The sequence below is a fragment of the Vogesella sp. XCS3 genome (genome assembly GCF_020616155.1).
GTDB lineage: Bacteria > Pseudomonadota > Gammaproteobacteria > Burkholderiales > Chromobacteriaceae > Vogesella.
The window spans coordinates 980620-996763 of record NZ_CP085530.1; the positions used below are offsets into that span (position 1 = coordinate 980620).

Below are 16144 nucleotides of genomic sequence, written 5' to 3' on the forward strand. Positions count from 1 at the left end.
AAGACGGGTAGTAGACGTTGGCCATCGCAAGTAGGCCTGAAGAAAACGTGACGAGGTGAGCTGAGTCACTCACGGACAAAACCACATCTAATGTGGACTCACCGATGAGATCAACGAGCCTGACGCTGCCAGAGTAACAATGAGACTTAAGTACCACATCTGCTATGCAGGCCCAGGATCGACTAATTAGTCTGAAAGACATTTGCTCCACGAGAAGAGCAACGCAAAGGAAGTGACGGTATTTTTGACGGTATTTTCAAAGTCCAAATTGAAAAAAACATTGCCAGTGTTGGTTTTTAGCAGTCAATTCTGTAGTCGCCGCCCCACCGGATTCTAGTAAAATCAAGCAGTTAGCAAAAAAGCCCCGCACTTGCGGGGCTTTTTTTTGGGCTTTTTGAGGCTGTTTGGTCAGCTTTTTGGTCAGCATTTTTTGGCGTCACAAATACCAAAAGCCACTACGCCAAAGCGCAGATGCTTTTTCATTTTACAACTTTGGTCACAATCCAGCGCCCGCCTGCTGGACGATGGGCAGCAGCCGCCCCCGGACAGTGACATGCATTAAGCAGCCACCAAACAGCCGACAGAGTTGGCCGCATCGCGCTGGCAGGACTTGGGCAAGGGGCAGAGGTGGGAAATTGCTCGCTAGCAATCACACTGTGGCTTACCGATCAATACCCACACCCGGTATCTGCCGCAACCAGATCACGCCGCCCGGCAGTGTGGTTTTGCAGAAATCGCCTACGCGGCGCTCTGGCGGGCAGACATGCGGGTCGTCCGGCTTGCTGCCCAGCAACACCCAGGCTAGCAATATGGTCGATGCCGCTACCGCAAAGTACAGAAAATGTACCGGCTTCATAGCCCCTCCGTCTTTCATGACTCAGCATCATAACAAGCAAATGTCATTGACCATGACATGGCAACGGAGTTTCTGCAGAACAATGAAATCAGCATTTTGCACGATCGCTACAAAGTGCGTTTTGCCTATTTGTATCGAGAACCAGAAAGACAGTGCGGCCAAGCTGGGATAACAGCTTGGCCGCACTGGGCACATGGCAAGCCGGCGTGAAGCCGGCATGGGGCCGGGCGCTTAGCGCGCTTCGCCCGCCTTGATGATCTTCATGGTATTGGTGTGGCCCATCATGCCCACGGTGTCGCCGATGGTTACTACAAGCACGTCACCCTGCTCTACGCGGCCGCGCTCCAGCAGTTTGCGCTCGGCGGCCGCCAGCAGTTTTTTCTGGTCGGTAGCGGCGGGCAGCAGCATGGGGAATACGTCGCGGTACATGGCCAGGCGGCGGTAGGTGCGGATATCGGGTGTTAGCGCGTAGATGGGCACGCCGCAATTCACCCGGCTGATCCACAGCGCGGTAGAGCCGGTCTGGGTGAGCGACACCAGCGCGCGCACCGGCAGGTGATTGGCGGTAAACAGCGCGGCCATGGCGATGGACTGGTCTACGCGGGTGAATTCGCGGTTGAGGAAGGTGCGCTCCAGCTGGTAGTCGCTGGAGTTTTCCGCCTCCATACACACGCGCGACATGGATTCGACCGTTTCTACCGGGAACTGGCCGGCAGCGGTTTCGGCCGACAACATCACCGCGTCGGTACCGTCCAGCACGGCGTTGGCCACGTCGGATACTTCGGCGCGGGTAGGCACCGGGCTGCTGATCATGGACTCCATCATCTGGGTGGCGGTGATGGTGAGCTTGTTACGCTCGCGGGCGGCGCGGATCATGCGTTTTTGCAGCGCCGGCACCGCGGCGTCGCCCACTTCTACCGCCAGGTCTCCGCGCGCCACCATGATGCCGTCGGCGGAGTTGATCAGGTCGTCCAGGTTGGTGATGGCTTCGCAGCGCTCGATCTTGGCGATGATGCGCGCCTGACAGCCGGCGGCGTTAATCAGCGTGCGCGCCATGTACAGGTCGGCGCTGCTCTTGGGGAAGGATACCGCCACGTAGTCGGCCTCCAGCTGCGCCGCCACCTTGATGTCGTCGATATCTTTGGCGGTCAGCGCCGGGGCAGACAGGCCGCCGCCCTGGCGGTTGATGCCTTTGTTATTGGATAGCACGCCACCCACTTTCACCTTGGTGTGGATCTGGCTGCCCAGGACTTTTTCTACTACCAGCACGATGCGGCCATCGTCCAGCAGCAGTACGGCACCCGGCTCTACGTCGCCCGGCAGCTCTTTGTAGTCCAGCCCTACGCGGCCGTCGTCACCCAGCGTGCATTCGGCGTCCAGGATAAAGGGCTGGCCGTTGGTCAGCGTGGTCTTGCCGTTGGCAAACTTGCCGACGCGGATTTTGGGACCCTGCAGGTCTACCATGATGGCCACCGGCACGCCCAGCTTGTCGGCAGTGCTGCGCACCAAGGTGGCGCGGTCGATATGGTCTTGCGCGCTGCCGTGCGAGAAGTTGAGGCGCACCACGTTGACGCCGGCTTGTAACAGGCGCTCCAGTGTTTCTGGGTCGCTGGAAGCCGGGCCGAGGGTGGCGACGATTTTGGTACGACGGGTCATGGTGTTGTCTCCTTGGGTTCTGCCTGCATTATGGTACGAAACGCGCGTGTACTAAATTGATTACAGTTAAAGCCGGTTAACGGCAGATTCACGCAGCATTGGCCGCAAAAACTGCCGCTGCCAGCCACCCGCCCCCGCCCTGCGGCCAACCTTGGCCATCCGTGCGTAATACGCGCACTACCTGCGCACAAAACAAAAGGCACGCCGTAGCGTGCCTTGGTGCCTAAGCCACCCCTGTTACACCAGCGACAAGCCGCCTACCACCAGTACGGCAGCCACCACCAGCACCACCAGCGCCAGCCAGCCCGGCGCAAAGCGCAGCGGTTTGACCTCGCCGGCCAGCGTTTTGCTGCCGGTAATCATCGGCGGCACCAGGTTGGTATTTTTCAGCTTGCGGTAAGCCACAATCGCCAGCACGTGTACGCCTACCAGGCCCAGCAGCACGTTGAACCAGATTTCGTGCCATTCGGTTACCTGCTCGGCCAGGCCACTATCGATGAGCTTGGCCAGCGGGCCGTCGAAGGTGTAGCTGTCCACGTCGGCGGCAAACAGGCCCAGGCCCAGCTGCACCAGCAGCGCACCCAGCAACGCCACCACCATCAGCCCGCCCAGCGGGTTGTGGCCTGGCTGCTGGTTTTCGCTGACCTCACCGCGCAGGTAGGCTTTTACCTGACAGGGCTTGAAAAAATCGCTGAAGCGCGCGGTCTGGCTGCCCACCACACCCCACAGCAGGCGGAACACCACCAGCACCAGCATGGCTACGCCCAATTTGGTATGAATCTGCAGCTGGCCGTTTTCGGCCGACGCCCACATCCCCGCAAACATGGCCAGCAGCGTCCAGTGAAACAGGCGTGTCGGCACATCCCATACTTTTACCTTGTTACTCATTTACCCTCTCCCGTCTTTTGGCCGGCTGTTGCCAGCTCATCCTCATGCAACAGGGATTTTACCCCTGCCGGCGTATGCCGTGCTGAAGCAATGCTTAACGAATGTTGCCCACAATGTGCCAGCGCAGCAAAACGGCAAAATCGGGTAAACTTGGCGTTTTGCTGTGGGGCCCTGCGCCCCGACCCTTTCAGGAGAACAATACAGATGTCCCAAGCCTCCCTTATCCAGGATCTGCAAGCACGCGGTCTGATTGCACAACAAACCGATGCGGCTGCCCTCGAAGAACTGCTGGCCAAGGAAAGCGTGACCCTGTATTGCGGCTTTGACCCTACCGCCGACAGCCTGCACCTGGGCCACCTGGTACCGGTGCTGGTGCTCAAGCGCTTCCAGCAGGCCGGCCACAAGCCCATCGCGCTGGTAGGCGGCGCCACCGGCATGATCGGCGACCCCAGCTTCAAGGCCACCGAGCGCAAGCTGAACACCCCGGACGTGATTGCCAGCTGGGTAGAGAAAATCCGCGGCCAGGTATCGCCGTTCCTGAGCTTTGACGGCGACAACGCCGCCATCATGGCCAACAACTACGACTGGTTTGGCGGCATGGGCGCGCTGGAGTTCCTGCGCGACATCGGCAAGCATTTCTCCGTGAACCAGATGATCAAGAAAGAATCGGTTCAGCAGCGTATCAACCGCGAAGACCAGGGCATCAGCTACACCGAATTCAGCTACAGCCTGCTGCAAGGCTACGACTTTGCCGAGCTGTACCGCCGCCACGGCTGCCAGCTGCAGATTGGCGGCTCCGATCAGTGGGGCAATATCACCGCCGGTACCGACCTGACCCGCCGCATCCACCAGAAACAGGTGTACGGCCTGACCCTGCCGCTGGTCACCAAAGCCGACGGCACCAAGTTCGGCAAAACCGAAGGCGGCGCGGTGTGGCTGGACGCCAGCAAGACCAGCCCGTACGCCTTCTACCAGTTCTGGCTGAACACCGCCGACGCCGACGTGTACAAGTTCCTGCGCTACTTTACTTTCCTGTCCATCGACGAGATCAACGCCATCGAAGAGCAGGACAAAACCAGCGGCACCAAGCCGCAGGCGCAGCGCATTCTGGCCGAGCAAGCTACCGCGCTGGTACACGGCCAGGCCGCGGTCGACGCGGCACAGCGCATCAGTGCCAGCCTGTTCAGCGGCAGCGTCACCGACCTCACCGCGTCCGACCTGGCGCAGCTGGCGCAGGACGGCATGCCCAGCGTGCAGATCGAGCGGGCACAAGCAGGCTTGATCGACGCGCTGGTGGCCGGCGGCCTGGCCAAGTCCAAGTCCGAAGCGCGTACCTTTATCCAGAGCGGCGCGGTGAGCATCAACGGTAACAAGATCGAGGCGCTGGATTACCAGGTAGCCGATAGCGACCGCCTGTTTGGCCAGTACAGCCTGCTGAAACGCGGCAAGAAAAACCACACGCTGATCAGCTGGATCTAAGCGCTACCATACTGCGCAGACAGCACAACAAAACACCCGGCCCGCGCCGGGTGTTTTGCTATCGGCTACCGCCAAAAGCACTGCGGCCAACCCTGGCTGGCAAGGTTGGCCGCATGATTCTGCCCGCGGGTATCAGGACACGCGCAGGTCGGTATCGCCATTGGCGTCCGGCACGCTGCTGTAGCGCAGCAGGCCGGGCGTGGTGGCAGGCAGCGCCTCGGCTACCGGTTTGCCGGCCAGCAGCGCCAGCGCCGGCACTACCACGGCAGCGCGCAGTGCATCTTCGCTGCTCAAGGCCGCCAGATCCAGGGTGTAGGTCCATTCCGGCCCGAAGCTGCTATCGCTTTCTTCCCACCACAGCAGGCTATCGCCCTGCTGCTGCCACGGCTGCCACTGGCTGGCGGGGAAGCCGACATAAGCATCGTATTCAAAGGCAAACTCGCAAGCCCAGTGCGCCACGTGCAGTACCGGCGCGCACGGCTGGCCATCGGCGCGCTGCGGCAAGCCGTCGCCGGACAGGCTGATCTGGTAATTGAGCCAGCCGCCGATGAACTCTTTCTTTTTCTTGTTGCGCACCAGCAGGCCAAAGCTGCTGGACAGTGCGCTACGCTCGCCTTGATATTGCTGCTGCGAGTGCAGCTGTTCGGCAATTTTGCGGCACAGGCCGCTGGCGGTGATGGCTTCGGCCAGCAGAGTGTCCAGGGTTTGCTGCAGGTTTTTGGCGTGGCGCCAGGGCTCGTTGCCGGTAGTCATGCGGTGTAGCTTTCGTGTTCGTTGGGCGGGGCGGAGGGTGCCCCGCTGGCAAGCGCGCAGTCTAGCACAGGCTACCGGCGTGGATGACGGGCAAAAAAGAGGGGTTGCCCGTCCAAAGGCAACCCCGCATCCCATCCAGGTCCATCCAGCAGAAGCGACTTGCTGTTGGCACCAGATTAGCGAAATATCGTTACGGCATGATGACAGGCAAGAGGCTCAGCACCACCTTGCCCAGGTTGCGGTTGTCTTCCACATATCGATGAGCGTCGGCCACCGCCGCCAGCGGGTAGACGCTATCCAGCGTGACGCGCGCGCGGCCGTCGGCCAGCGCGGGCAGCACCTCGGCTTCCAGCGCGGCGGCCAAGCTGGCTTTCACCGCTTCCGGCTGGCTGCGCAGCGTGGAGCCTAGCAAGCGCAGCCGCTTTACCAGCAACAGGCCCAGGTTCAGCGTGGCGCTGCTGCCGCCCATGATGCCGATCACCACCAGGCGACCGTCCGGCTTCAGCACCGCGATATTGTCGTCAAACAGCGCGGCACCTACCGGGTCCAGCACCACGTCTACCCCGCCCTGTGCCTTGAGGTTGGCCGCAAAGCCGGCTTGGCGGCTATCGATGACCTCGTCTGCCCCCAGGCTGCGGCAAAACTGGCGCTTTTCCTCGCTACCGGCACTGGCTACCACGCGGGCGCCCAGCAGGCTGGCCAGCTGGATGGCTGCAGCGCCTACACCGCTGGCACCGGCGTGAATCAGCACCGTTTCGCCCGGCTGCAGCGCGGCAATGTCAACCAGGTTGAACCAGGCGGTCATCCACGCCTCGGGCAGGCTGGCGGCCTCGGCCCAGCTCATCAGGTCTGGCTTGGGCAGCGCGGCGCTGCTATCGATCAACGCGTACTCGGCGTAGCCGCCACCGGACACCAGGCCAAACACCGCATCGCCTTCCTGAAAGCGCGACGGGCCATTAACGGCATCGACAATGCCGGCGATTTCCAGACCCAGTACCGGCGACGCGCCCTTGGGCGGCGGGTACTTGCCCTCGCGCTGCACGATATCGGCGCGGTTAATACCCGCCGCCAGCACGCGCACGCGCAGCTGGCCGGGCGCCGGCTGCGGCTTTTCGGCAAAGGCGATTTCCAGTGTATCTGCGCCACCCGGCGCGCTTTGTGTGACCAGCTGCATGGACATGATTGACCCTCGGCAAAACAAGTAGCATCTCTTGCACTACAATAGCACGCCATGAACCCGACCTGCTTTCACTGCAGCCTGCCCATCCCCGCGGGGCAGGCTTTTCCTATCCGCTATCGCGAACGTACCGAACAAGCCTGCTGCGCCGGCTGCCAGGCGGTAGCGCAGACCATTATCGACAGCGGCCTGGCCGACTACTACGAGCACCGCACCGCCGAGCAGCGCCAGGCCGAGCCCGTACCGGCCGAGCTGCTGCAGCAGATGCAGCTATACGATAACGAAGCGCTGCAACACAGCTTTGTGCACGTGGAAGACGAGCACATCCGCGAGGCTTCGCTGATGCTGGAAGGCATCACCTGCGCCGCCTGCGTCTGGCTGAACGAGCACCACGTACGCAAGCTGCCGGGCGTGCTGTCGGTAGACATCAACTACGCCACCCATCGCGCCCGCGTGCGCTGGGACGTGCGCCAGCTCAAGCTCAGCCAGATTCTGGAAGCCATCAGCGCCATTGGCTACCGCGCCCACCCCTACGATGCCTCGCGCCAGGAAGCGCTGCACCAGAAAGAGCGCAAAACCGCGCTGAACCGGCTATGGGTGGCCGGCCTGTCCATGATGCAGGTGATGATGTACGCCTACCCGGTGTACATGGCGCCGGATGGCGAAATCGAAAGCCAGTGGCTGTGGATGCTGCACTGGTCCAGCTTTGTGCTCACGCTGCCGGTAGTGCTGTACTCGGCCATACCGTTTTACCGCGGCACCTGGCGCGACCTGAAGCGCGGCCGCGTCGGCATGGACACCCCCGTTACCATCGGCATTCTGACTGCCTTTCTGGCCAGCCTGTGGGCGCTGCTGAACAAGGTAGAGCACGGCGTGTACTTCGACTCGGTATCGATGTTCATCTTCCTGCTGCTGGGCGGCCGCTATCTGGAAAGCATGGCGCGGCGCAAAACCGGCGAAGCCACCGAAAAACTGGTGAAGCTGATCCCGGCCTTTGCCCACGCGGTACCGGGTTGGCCGCAAGACCAGACCCAGCAGGAGGTGGCCGTCAGCCAACTGGCGGTGGGTGATGTGGTGCTGGTGAAACCGGGCGAAACCATCCCCTGCGACGGCGACATCCTGGAAGGCCACAGCAGCGTGGATGAAGCGCTGCTCACCGGCGAAAGCACGCCCATCAGCAAGCAGGCTGGCGACAGCGTGATTGCCGGTAGCGTGAACCAGGCCAGCCCGCTGCTGCTGCGCCTTAGCCGTACCGGCAGCGACACCCGCCTGGCCGGCATTGTGCGGCTGATGGATCAGGCGCTGGCGGAAAAGCCGCGCCTGGCCGAGCTGGCCGACCGCTACGCCGTGTGGTTTGTTACCGTACTGCTGCTGGCCGCCGCCGCCACCTATATCGGCTGGAGCCTGGCCGGCAGCCAGGAACACGCGCTATGGGTAACGGTGGCGGTACTGGTGGTGTCCTGCCCGTGCGCGCTGTCGCTGGCCACGCCGGCGGCGCTGACCGCTGCCACCGGCCACATGGCGCAGCTGGGCATCCTCACCACCCGCGGCCATGCGCTGGAAACGCTGGCGCGTATTAGCGATGTGGTATTCGACAAGACCGGCACCCTCACCCACGGCCGCATGCAACTGCTGGCCAGCCATGGCTTTAATCACCCGGACGCCGGGCAAGCGCTGGCCATGGCCGCCGCGCTGGAGCAAGGCTCCGAGCACCCTATCGCCCGCGCCCTGCTGCAAGCCGCGGAAGGCACCGCGCTACCCGCGTGCGGCCAACGTAGCAACCAGCCTGGCCAGGGCATAGAAGCCGACATCGCCGGCCAGCGCTGGCGCCTGGGCCGCCCGGCTTTTGTGGCCGGGCTAAGCGGCAGCTTTAGCCTGCCGGACGAGCTGCCGGCCAGCGCCACCATCATCGCGCTGGGCGATGGCCGCGGCGTGGCCGCCGTGTTTGCCATTGGTGACCAGGTACGTGACGACAGCGCGGCGCTGATCCGCGCCCTGCAAGCACGTGGCCTGCGCGTCCACCTGCTGTCTGGCGACGCCGACAAGGCGGTGGCCAGCCTGGCGTCACAACTGCACATTGCCGATTACCGCGCCGCCGCCACGCCGGAAGACAAGCTGGCGTATGTCAGCCAGCTACAGCAAGGCGGTGCACGCGTACTGATGGTGGGCGACGGTGTAAACGATGCGCCGGTACTGGCGCGCGCCGACGTGTCGCTGGCCATGGGTGGCGGCACTGACGTGGCACGCGCCAGCGGCGACATGGTACTGATGGGCGACGAGCTGGGCCGCCTGCCGCAGGCACTGGGCCTGGCCGCGCGCAGCATGCACATCATCCGCCAGAACCTGGCGTGGGCCGCGTTGTACAATCTGGTGGCGCTGCCGCTGGCCATGGCCGGCTGGGTCACGCCCTGGCTTGCCAGCCTGGGCATGGCGCTCAGCTCGCTGCTGGTAGTGAGCAATGCCCTGCGCCTGACCAAACGGAGTAAGTAATGGAAAGCCTGTACCTGTTGATTCCCATGAGCATCGTGCTGGTGTTCTTTATCGGCCTGCTGTTCTGGTGGTCTACCCGCTCCGGCCAGTTTGACGACCTGGAAGGCCCTGCCCACCGCATCCTGATGGATGACGACGACAGCCAGCGCGACACACCCAAGCAGCAGGACTAACCCGCCTGCGGGCAGGCGGCCGGTGCCATTGCGGGCACAGCGGCCATGGGCTGCCCGGCGACAAAGGGCAGCTGCACGATAAAGCAGGCACCGTGCGTAGCGGCCTCCAGCCGTATCTGCCCGCCGTGCGCCTGGGCAATGCGGCGGCAGATCGCCAGCCCCAGCCCCGCGTGGCCACTATCCTGCCCCAGGCTACCCTGCTCGAACGCTTCAAATATCCGCTCTGCTTCCGTGGCAGGCACCCCGGGGCCTTCGTCCCGCACCATCAGCTGCAAACACGTCTCCAGGCGGTCTATCTGGAGCTCGATCGCCCCGCCCTGCGGTGAAAAACGGATGGCATTGCCCAGCAATTGCCCCAGCAGCTGCATCAGGCTGCCATGATCGGCCACCAGGCGTGGCAAGGGGTGGCTGCTTACGCGTATTTGCAGCTCGCGCGGCTGCCATGCCGGCTCGTGCTGGCTGACGCAGTCTTCTACCAGCTGGCGCATATTCAGGCTTTGCCAGTGAAACGGCCGTCGCCCTGCATCCAGCGCGGCCAGGTCAATCAACCCGTTCAGCTGATAGGAAAGCCGCTGGCCGTTCTCGCCAATCGCCGCCAGGTGTGCGGCCACGCGCTGGGTGTCGCCACGCGCCAGCTTGAGCCTGGCCATCTCGGCAAAATTCAGTATGCCGTGCAGCGGGGTCAGCAGCTCGTGCGAGACATTCGCCAACAGCCGGTTTTTGGCCTGGCAGGCATGCTCGGCCGCCAGCTTGGCGTCGATCAGCGCCAGCGCCTGCTCAGCCAGCGACTGCCCCATATCGGCCTGCCCCTGACGCAGCGTGGCCTGTAGCTGCTGGCTATCCGACACGTCCCGCCCCGTGCCGCGGTAACCGGCCAGCTGCCCGGCAGCGTCGAACCAGGGCAAGGCACTGAGCGAAATATGGCGCTGCACACCATCGGGGCAGTCCAGCAAAAACACCTGGTTGCGAAAAGGCTGGCCAGCGGCAAACAACGTGGCCAGACGGCTATGGCTATCCGGCGAGCCCTGTACTGCCTGCAGCGCAGACCAGTGCAAGCCGTGCAGTGACGCCGGGGCAAACCCCAGCAAGGGCTGCAGCGCCGCGGAACAGCGCACGATGCGACCGGCGCCGTCCAGCTCCCAGAACCAGTCGCTGGCAATGGTCAGAAAATCCTGCAACACCTGCCGCTGCTGTACTGCGGCCAACTGCATGCCACGCATGCGCTGCCGTAAGCGCACCATGGCAAGGAGTAAAGCAATGCAACAAAGCGCAGCGCAAAAAAACGCAAGAACCAACATGGCCAGAACCTTTTCAGAGCGGAACCGGCAGGCTAACGCTGCCCATACGGAATATTTCGATATTATGCCACGCGGCTATCGCCCATAAATACCAACGCAGCCGAACGTTCACCATTTTGGGCAACGCACCCACCCGGCAAGCACGCCAACCACATTAAACATTAGCAATCATATACTTACAAAAAGCCGCCAGCCCCGACAGCGTTGGCCGCATGATCAACGCTCCTGGCCGAGGCAAGCCAGGGCTCGATATGCACGCTTGATACAGCGTAAAATGGCAGTTATTCCGATTCCACTGCCCGCCAGCCATTAACCTGCACATGAAAATACTGATTCTGGGCTGCGGCCAGGTCGGCGCCAGCGTCGCCGAAAACCTGGTAGATGAAGGTAACGACATCACCGTGGTAGACCAAGACCCCAACCTGCTGAAACTGCTGCAGGCCAAGCTGGATATCCGTACGGTAGCCGGCAATGCCGCCCTGCCCGGCATACTGCGCCAGGCCGGTGCCGACGAGGCCGAAATGCTGCTGGCGCTGACCCGTAGCGACGAAACCAATCTGCTGGCCTGCGCGCTGGCACAGCGCCACTTCAATATCCCTACCCGCATCGCCCGCATCCGCGCTACCGACTACGTGGACGGCGACCTGCCTGTGCTGGAGCAGTTTGGCGTGGAGCACGCTATCTGCCCGGAGCAAATCGTGACCCAGAACCTGAAGCGCCTGCTGCAGTACCCGCGCGCGCTGCAGGTTATCGACTTTGCCGAAGGCAGTGCCCAGCTGGTGGTATCGCGTGCACAGCAAGGCGGCAAGCTGCTGGGCAAGCCGCTGCGCCAGCTGCGCGAGGACATGCCGGACACCGACTGCCGCATCTGCGCCATCTACCGCGACGACAGGCTGGTACAGCCCGATGGCAGCACGGTGATACAGGAAGGTGACGAAGTGTTTTTTGTGGCCGCGCGCGCCGACATCCCCACCATGCTGGCCGAGCTGCGCCCCAGCGAAAAGGCGGTAAAACGGGTGATGATCGCCGGTGGCGGCAATATCGGCTACCGCCTGGCGCGGCAGCTGGCCGACGACTACGAAGTCAAGATCATCGAATACCGCGCCGAGCGCGCGCGCTGGCTTGCAGAAAACCTGCCTGGCGTACTGGTGCTGCACGGCGAGGCCACCGACGAGGCGCTGCTGGAAGAAGAGAACATCGACGAGATGGACGCTTTTTGCGCGCTGACCAACGACGACGAAGACAACCTGATGTCCACGCTGCTGGCCAAGCGCATGGGGGCGCGGCGTGTCATTGCGCTGGTCAACCGCGCCAGCTACGTGGACCTGCTGGAAGGTAACCGCATCGACATCGTCATTTCACCTTATCTGTCTACCATCGGTTCGATTCTGGCGCATCTGCGCCGCGGCGACGTGGTAGCGGCGCACCCGGTACGGCGCGGCCGCGCCGAGGTGCTGGAGGTGATCATCCACGGCGACAGCCACAGCTCGCGCATGGTTGGCCGCCGCGTCGACGCGCTAGACCTGCCGCGCGGCTGCAGCATCAGCGCCATCATCCGCGACGGCCAGGTGCTGATGGCACACCACGACACCCTGCTGCAAGCCGAAGACCACCTGATCATCTTCGTGCACGGCCGCCACCGCGTGAAACAAATCGAAAAACTGACACAAGTGAAACTGGGGTTCTTCTGAGCATGAGCATACGCGGCATCCACCACGTGGCCATTATTGCGGCCAACTATGCGCGCTCGCGCGACTTTTATCTGAACACCCTGGGCTTTACCCTGGTGTCAGAGCACTACCGTGCCGAGCGCGACTCCTGGAAACTGAACCTGGCGCTGCCGGATGGCTGCCAGATCGAGCTGTTCAGCTTTCCCAGCCCGCCACCCCGCCCCACCCGGCCAGAAGCCTGCGGGCTACGCCACCTGGCGCTGGCTACCACCGGTCTGGACGCCGACATCGCCCGCCTGACCAGCCTGGGTGTCACTTGCGAGCCGGTGCGCGTGGATGAGTACACCGACCGCCGCTTTACCTTCCTGGCCGACCCGGACGGGCTGCCGATCGAGCTGTACGAAGTGCCGGCATGAGCAAGCTGCTACCCATCATCCACGTGCTGTCCAAGCTTATCTTGCTGTCGGCCGTGATGTTTCTGGTGCCCTGTGCGGTGTCCTGGTATTTCCATGACGGTACCTGGCGGCACTTCCTGCACTCGGCAGCCACGGGCCTGCTGATTGGCAGCGGTAGCTGGCTGGCCACCCGCCGTTTCGAGCGCGAGCTGAAGCCGCGTGACGGCTTTATCCTGGTGACGCTGCTGTGGCTGGGTTTTACCGCCATGTCGGCCGTGCCGCTGTGGCTGTACCTGCCAAACCTGAGCGTGACCGACGCCTTTTTCGAAGCCATGTCGGCGCTCACTACCACCGGCGCCACCACGCTGCAGGGGCTGGAACACCTGGCACCAGCCATGAACTTCTGGCGGCATTTCCTGAGCTGGCTAGGCGGCATGGGCATTATCGTGCTGGCGGTGGCCGTGCTGCCCATGCTGGGCATCGGTGGCATGCAGCTGTACAAGGCCGAGATCCCCGGCCCGATGAAGGAAACCAAACTGGCACCGCGCATCGGCCAGACCGCCAAAAACCTGTGGTACGTGTACAGCGCGCTCACCGTGATCTGCTTTGTCTGCCTGTACCTGGCCGGCATGACACCACTGGATGCGCTGTGCCACGCCTTTACCGCCGTGGCGCTGGGCGGGTTTTCCACCTACGACCAGAGCGTCGGCTATTTTGACTCGCTACTGATCGAGGCCATCCTGATTGTATTCATGCTGCTGGGCGCGCTGAATTTTGCCACCCACTTTACCGCGTGGCAGCGCAAATCGCTGCGCAGCTACTGGCAAGATATCGAGGCCCGTTACGTACTGGGTCTCTTGGCCGCCAGCGTACTGCTGGCCAGCGTCTACCTGTGGTGGCAGGGCGTGTACGACTTTGCCACCGCGCTGCGCCATGTGGCATTCAACCTGGTATCGGTGGCCACCGATACCGGCTACGCCAGCGTGGATTACGCCCAATGGCCCATGCTGGTGCCGCTGTGGATGCTGTTCCTGTCGTGTATTACCGTCAGCTCCGGCTCCTGTGGCGGCGGCATCAAGATGATCCGCACCCTGGTGCTTACCCGCCAGAGCTACCGCGAAATGGGGAACCTGCTGCATCCGCGCGCAGTCCTCCCCTTGATCATCGGGGGGCGCACCATTCCCGAGCGCATCGCACAGTCGGTGCTGGGCTTTATTTTTGTGTATTTCATGAGCGTGGTCATGCTGAGTTTCGTGCTGATCGGTAGCGGCATGGACTTCCTTAGCGCCTTCACCGCCATTCTGGCCTGCATCAACAATGTAGGGCCGGGCCTGGGCACGGTAGGGCCTGCAGGCAACTACGCCGCGCTCAACGACTTTCAGACCTGGGTCTGCAGCTTTGCCATGCTGCTGGGCCGGCTGGAGATTTTTTCCATCCTGATTCTGTTTACCCCTGCTTTCTGGCGAAAATGACCATGCAAAAACGATTCTCCCTGCTGGGTTTCGCCCTGATTCCGCTGCTAAGCCACGCCTTGAGCGATAGCCAGCTATTTGATGCACGCGAAGCCTACCGTAAAGGCGACACCGCCACCCTGGCAAGTCTGGCCGGCCAGGCTGACAAAAACCTGCTGGATGCCTACCCGGCGTACTGGCTGGCGCTAAAAGCACTCGAAACCGGCGACAGCAACCCGGCGCGCCAGTTTGTGAACCGCTACCGCAGCGGCTACCTGGTAGAACGCACCCTGAACGAGCTACTGGAAGACATGGGCCGGCGCGGCCAATGGGACGAACTGCTGAAAACCGCCCCGGTGCTGGCCGACAACGCCCGCGACGCCGAAACCGGCTGCTTCGTCAGCCTGGCCACCCTGCAAAAACAGCAAAACGCCAAACCCGACCGCAGCTATCTGGCCGGCAACCTGGCCGACGGCTGCAACCGCCTGATCGACGCCCAAGCCGCCCGCGGCCTGCTCGATAGCGCGCAAACGCAGGCGCGCCTGCGCCAGCTGATTACCGGCAATTTCATTACCACCGCGCGGCGGCTGGCTGCTGCGGCCAACCTGGAAGACAACTTCTTCCGCCCCGGCAGCACCGAACAACAAGCGCAGGCACTGGTCACGCGCGGCAAAAGCGACATAAGCGGCGCGCTGGCGCAATTGGCTGGCAACAGCCAGCTATCTGCGGCGCAGCGTGGCTTCGTCTACGGCCAGCTGGGCTTGCTGGCTGCACGCCGCCTGGATATGGCCACGGCGCTAAGCGCCTACGGCCAAGCCGACCCGGCACAGCTCAACGACGAGCAATGGGAATGGTGGCTACGCGCTGCCCTGCGCCAGGAAGACTGGGGCCGTGTGGAGCAGATCGCCAGCGCCATGCCGGATGCCCTTGCCAGCAAGCCTGCCTGGCAATATTGGCGCGCCCGCGCCATGAAAGCGCAAGGCCGCCTGCCGGAGGCTATGCCGGTGTTCGTGAAAACCAGCTTCGAGCACAGCTATTACGGCCTGCTGGCCAAGGAAGAGCTGGGTGTGACGCTGGAAGCGCCGCCGGCCAGAATCGTAGTAGACGACGCCACCAGCCGCGCGGTGGCAGCCGACCCCGGCATCGCCCAGGCCCTGGCCCTGTTTGAGCTGGCCGAGCGCAGCAACCGCGCCGAATGGCGCGAAGAAGGCCGCCGGGTGTGGCGCTGGGCACTACGCGAGCGCAGCGACCTGCAACTGCTGGCCGCCGCCGACATTGCCCGCCAGCGCAACCTGTACGACATGGCCATCCACGCCGCCGAACGCACCCGTGACAACCACGACTTCAGCCTGCGCTACCTGTCGCCCTACCGTGACATTACCCGCACCTACGCCCAGCAGCTGGATATCGATGAAGCCTGGGTATACGGCCTGATCCGCCAGGAAAGCCGCTTTCTGAACGTGGCGCGCTCCGGCGTGGGCGCCAGCGGCCTGATGCAGCTGATGCCGGCCACCGCCAAATGGGTAGCGGGCAAGATGGGCTTGCCGGGCTACCAGATCAACGACATCAACGACAATATCCGCCTGGGCACCTGGTATTTACGCCATGTGCTGGATAGTTTGCAGGGTCAGCCGGTACTGGCCACGGCGGCCTATAATGCGGGGCCGGGGCGAGCCCGCGGCTGGCAAACCGTGCGGCCACTGGAAGGGGCCATTTATACCGAAACCATCCCCTTCAACGAAACGCGCGACTACGTACAGAAGGTGATGGCCAACGCCGTGTATTACGCGGGGGCTTTCCGCCAGGGCAATGCCACACTCAAAGCACGGCTTGGCACAATTCCGCCACGCTAAACAGG

14 protein-coding genes are annotated in these 16144 nt (G+C 62.9%); 7 read left to right on the forward strand and 7 right to left on the reverse strand.

Features of this window, described 5'->3' with window-relative positions; translation table 11 throughout:
* Nucleotides 1–256: 256 nt before the first annotated feature.
* The 4 genes from LCH97_RS04600 to LCH97_RS04615 all read right to left on the reverse strand — a co-directional run bounded on the left by LCH97_RS04600 (nucleotide 257) and on the right by LCH97_RS04615 (nucleotide 3400).
* Entirely contained in the window at nucleotides 257–427 is a 171-nt protein-coding gene (locus LCH97_RS04600; RefSeq protein WP_227303631.1) for a hypothetical protein, read from the reverse strand.
* Between the two features lie 234 nt (nucleotides 428–661).
* Nucleotides 662–856, reverse strand: coding sequence for a hypothetical protein (locus tag LCH97_RS04605; RefSeq protein ID WP_227303633.1), 195 nt, complete (start codon nucleotides 854–856; stop codon nucleotides 662–664).
* A 231-nt stretch (nucleotides 857–1087) separates the two neighbouring features.
* Nucleotides 1088–2512, reverse strand: a complete 1425-nt coding sequence (gene pyk / locus LCH97_RS04610; RefSeq protein ID WP_017508428.1) for a pyruvate kinase — start codon at nucleotides 2510–2512, stop codon at nucleotides 1088–1090.
* A gap of 237 nt (nucleotides 2513–2749) precedes the next feature.
* On the reverse strand, nucleotides 2750–3400 hold the full coding sequence (locus LCH97_RS04615; protein WP_227303634.1) for a cytochrome b/b6 domain-containing protein: 651 nt from the start codon (nucleotides 3398–3400) through the stop codon (nucleotides 2750–2752).
* A 204-nt stretch (nucleotides 3401–3604) separates the two neighbouring features.
* On the opposite strand from LCH97_RS04615, the gene tyrS reads away from it, so the two are divergent.
* Nucleotides 3605–4879 (forward strand): tyrosine--tRNA ligase, encoded by a 1275-nt coding sequence (gene tyrS / locus LCH97_RS04620; RefSeq protein ID WP_227303636.1) that lies wholly within the window; start codon nucleotides 3605–3607, stop codon nucleotides 4877–4879.
* A 132-nt stretch (nucleotides 4880–5011) separates the two neighbouring features.
* Here the strand turns inward: tyrS and LCH97_RS04625 are convergent, their stop codons facing one another.
* Nucleotides 5012–5632: a hypothetical protein gene (locus LCH97_RS04625; RefSeq protein ID WP_227303637.1), complete on the reverse strand. Its 621-nt coding sequence runs from the start codon at nucleotides 5630–5632 to the stop codon at nucleotides 5012–5014.
* A 190-nt stretch (nucleotides 5633–5822) separates the two neighbouring features.
* Nucleotides 5823–6812 (reverse strand): NAD(P)H-quinone oxidoreductase, encoded by a 990-nt coding sequence (locus tag LCH97_RS04630; RefSeq protein WP_227303638.1) that lies wholly within the window; start codon nucleotides 6810–6812, stop codon nucleotides 5823–5825.
* 51 nt (nucleotides 6813–6863) lie between these two features.
* Between LCH97_RS04630 and LCH97_RS04635 the strand changes: the two genes are divergently transcribed.
* Entirely contained in the window at nucleotides 6864–9299 is a 2436-nt protein-coding gene (locus LCH97_RS04635; protein WP_227303639.1) for a heavy metal translocating P-type ATPase, read from the forward strand.
* Nucleotides 9299–9472 (forward strand): cbb3-type cytochrome oxidase assembly protein CcoS, encoded by a 174-nt coding sequence (ccoS, locus tag LCH97_RS04640; protein WP_227303640.1) that lies wholly within the window; start codon nucleotides 9299–9301, stop codon nucleotides 9470–9472. Before LCH97_RS04635 ends, ccoS begins: the two co-directional genes overlap by 1 nt.
* On the opposite strand, the gene LCH97_RS04645 is transcribed toward ccoS, so the two are convergent.
* On the reverse strand, nucleotides 9469–10692 hold the full coding sequence (locus LCH97_RS04645) for a PAS domain-containing sensor histidine kinase (RefSeq protein ID WP_227303642.1): 1224 nt from the start codon (nucleotides 10690–10692) through the stop codon (nucleotides 9469–9471). The two genes, ccoS and LCH97_RS04645, sit on opposite strands and share 4 nt — an antisense overlap.
* 398 nt (nucleotides 10693–11090) lie before the next feature.
* On the opposite strand from LCH97_RS04645, the gene trkA reads away from it, so the two are divergent.
* From trkA to LCH97_RS04665, 4 genes are read left to right on the forward strand one after another with little or no spacing between them, the layout of a single operon-like run.
* On the forward strand, nucleotides 11091–12461 hold the full coding sequence (gene trkA / locus LCH97_RS04650) for a Trk system potassium transporter TrkA (RefSeq protein WP_227303644.1): 1371 nt from the start codon (nucleotides 11091–11093) through the stop codon (nucleotides 12459–12461).
* A gap of 2 nt (nucleotides 12462–12463) precedes the next feature.
* Entirely contained in the window at nucleotides 12464–12856 is a 393-nt protein-coding gene (locus tag LCH97_RS04655) for a VOC family protein (RefSeq protein WP_227303646.1), read from the forward strand.
* Complete coding sequence (locus LCH97_RS04660) at nucleotides 12853–14307, forward strand: TrkH family potassium uptake protein (protein WP_227303648.1); 1455 nt, start codon at nucleotides 12853–12855, stop codon at nucleotides 14305–14307. The genes LCH97_RS04655 and LCH97_RS04660 overlap by 4 nt, the downstream gene beginning before the upstream one ends.
* 2 nt (nucleotides 14308–14309) lie before the next feature.
* The gene (locus tag LCH97_RS04665) at nucleotides 14310–16139 is read left to right on the forward strand and encodes a lytic transglycosylase domain-containing protein (protein ID WP_227303650.1); all 1830 of its coding nucleotides are present in this window, start codon (nucleotides 14310–14312) and stop codon (nucleotides 16137–16139) included.
* The last annotated feature ends 5 nt before the right edge of the window (nucleotides 16140–16144 follow it).

What these genes read in the sequence shown, in the direction of transcription:
- LCH97_RS04655 (WP_227303646.1), top strand. Translation starts at nt 12,464, where the DNA reads ATGAGCATACGCGGCATCCACCACGTGGCCATTATTGCGGCCAACTAT.
- ccoS (WP_227303640.1), top strand. Translation starts at nt 9,299, where the DNA reads ATGGAAAGCCTGTACCTGTTGATTCCCATGAGCATCGTGCTGGTGTTC.
- LCH97_RS04665 (WP_227303650.1), top strand. Translation starts at nt 14,310, where the DNA reads ATGCAAAAACGATTCTCCCTGCTGGGTTTCGCCCTGATTCCGCTGCTA.
- LCH97_RS04625 (WP_227303637.1), bottom strand. Translation starts at nt 5,632, where the DNA reads ATGACTACCGGCAACGAGCCCTGGCGCCACGCCAAAAACCTGCAGCAA.
- tyrS (WP_227303636.1), top strand. Translation starts at nt 3,605, where the DNA reads ATGTCCCAAGCCTCCCTTATCCAGGATCTGCAAGCACGCGGTCTGATT.
- LCH97_RS04645 (WP_227303642.1), bottom strand. Translation starts at nt 10,692, where the DNA reads ATGCGTGGCATGCAGTTGGCCGCAGTACAGCAGCGGCAGGTGTTGCAG.
- LCH97_RS04605 (WP_227303633.1), bottom strand. Translation starts at nt 856, where the DNA reads ATGAAGCCGGTACATTTTCTGTACTTTGCGGTAGCGGCATCGACCATA.
- trkA (WP_227303644.1), top strand. Translation starts at nt 11,091, where the DNA reads ATGAAAATACTGATTCTGGGCTGCGGCCAGGTCGGCGCCAGCGTCGCC.
- LCH97_RS04630 (WP_227303638.1), bottom strand. Translation starts at nt 6,812, where the DNA reads ATGTCCATGCAGCTGGTCACACAAAGCGCGCCGGGTGGCGCAGATACA.
- pyk (WP_017508428.1), bottom strand. Translation starts at nt 2,512, where the DNA reads ATGACCCGTCGTACCAAAATCGTCGCCACCCTCGGCCCGGCTTCCAGC.
- LCH97_RS04615 (WP_227303634.1), bottom strand. Translation starts at nt 3,400, where the DNA reads ATGAGTAACAAGGTAAAAGTATGGGATGTGCCGACACGCCTGTTTCAC.
- LCH97_RS04600 (WP_227303631.1), bottom strand. Translation starts at nt 427, where the DNA reads ATGCTGACCAAAAAGCTGACCAAACAGCCTCAAAAAGCCCAAAAAAAA.
- LCH97_RS04635 (WP_227303639.1), top strand. Translation starts at nt 6,864, where the DNA reads ATGAACCCGACCTGCTTTCACTGCAGCCTGCCCATCCCCGCGGGGCAG.
- LCH97_RS04660 (WP_227303648.1), top strand. Translation starts at nt 12,853, where the DNA reads ATGAGCAAGCTGCTACCCATCATCCACGTGCTGTCCAAGCTTATCTTG.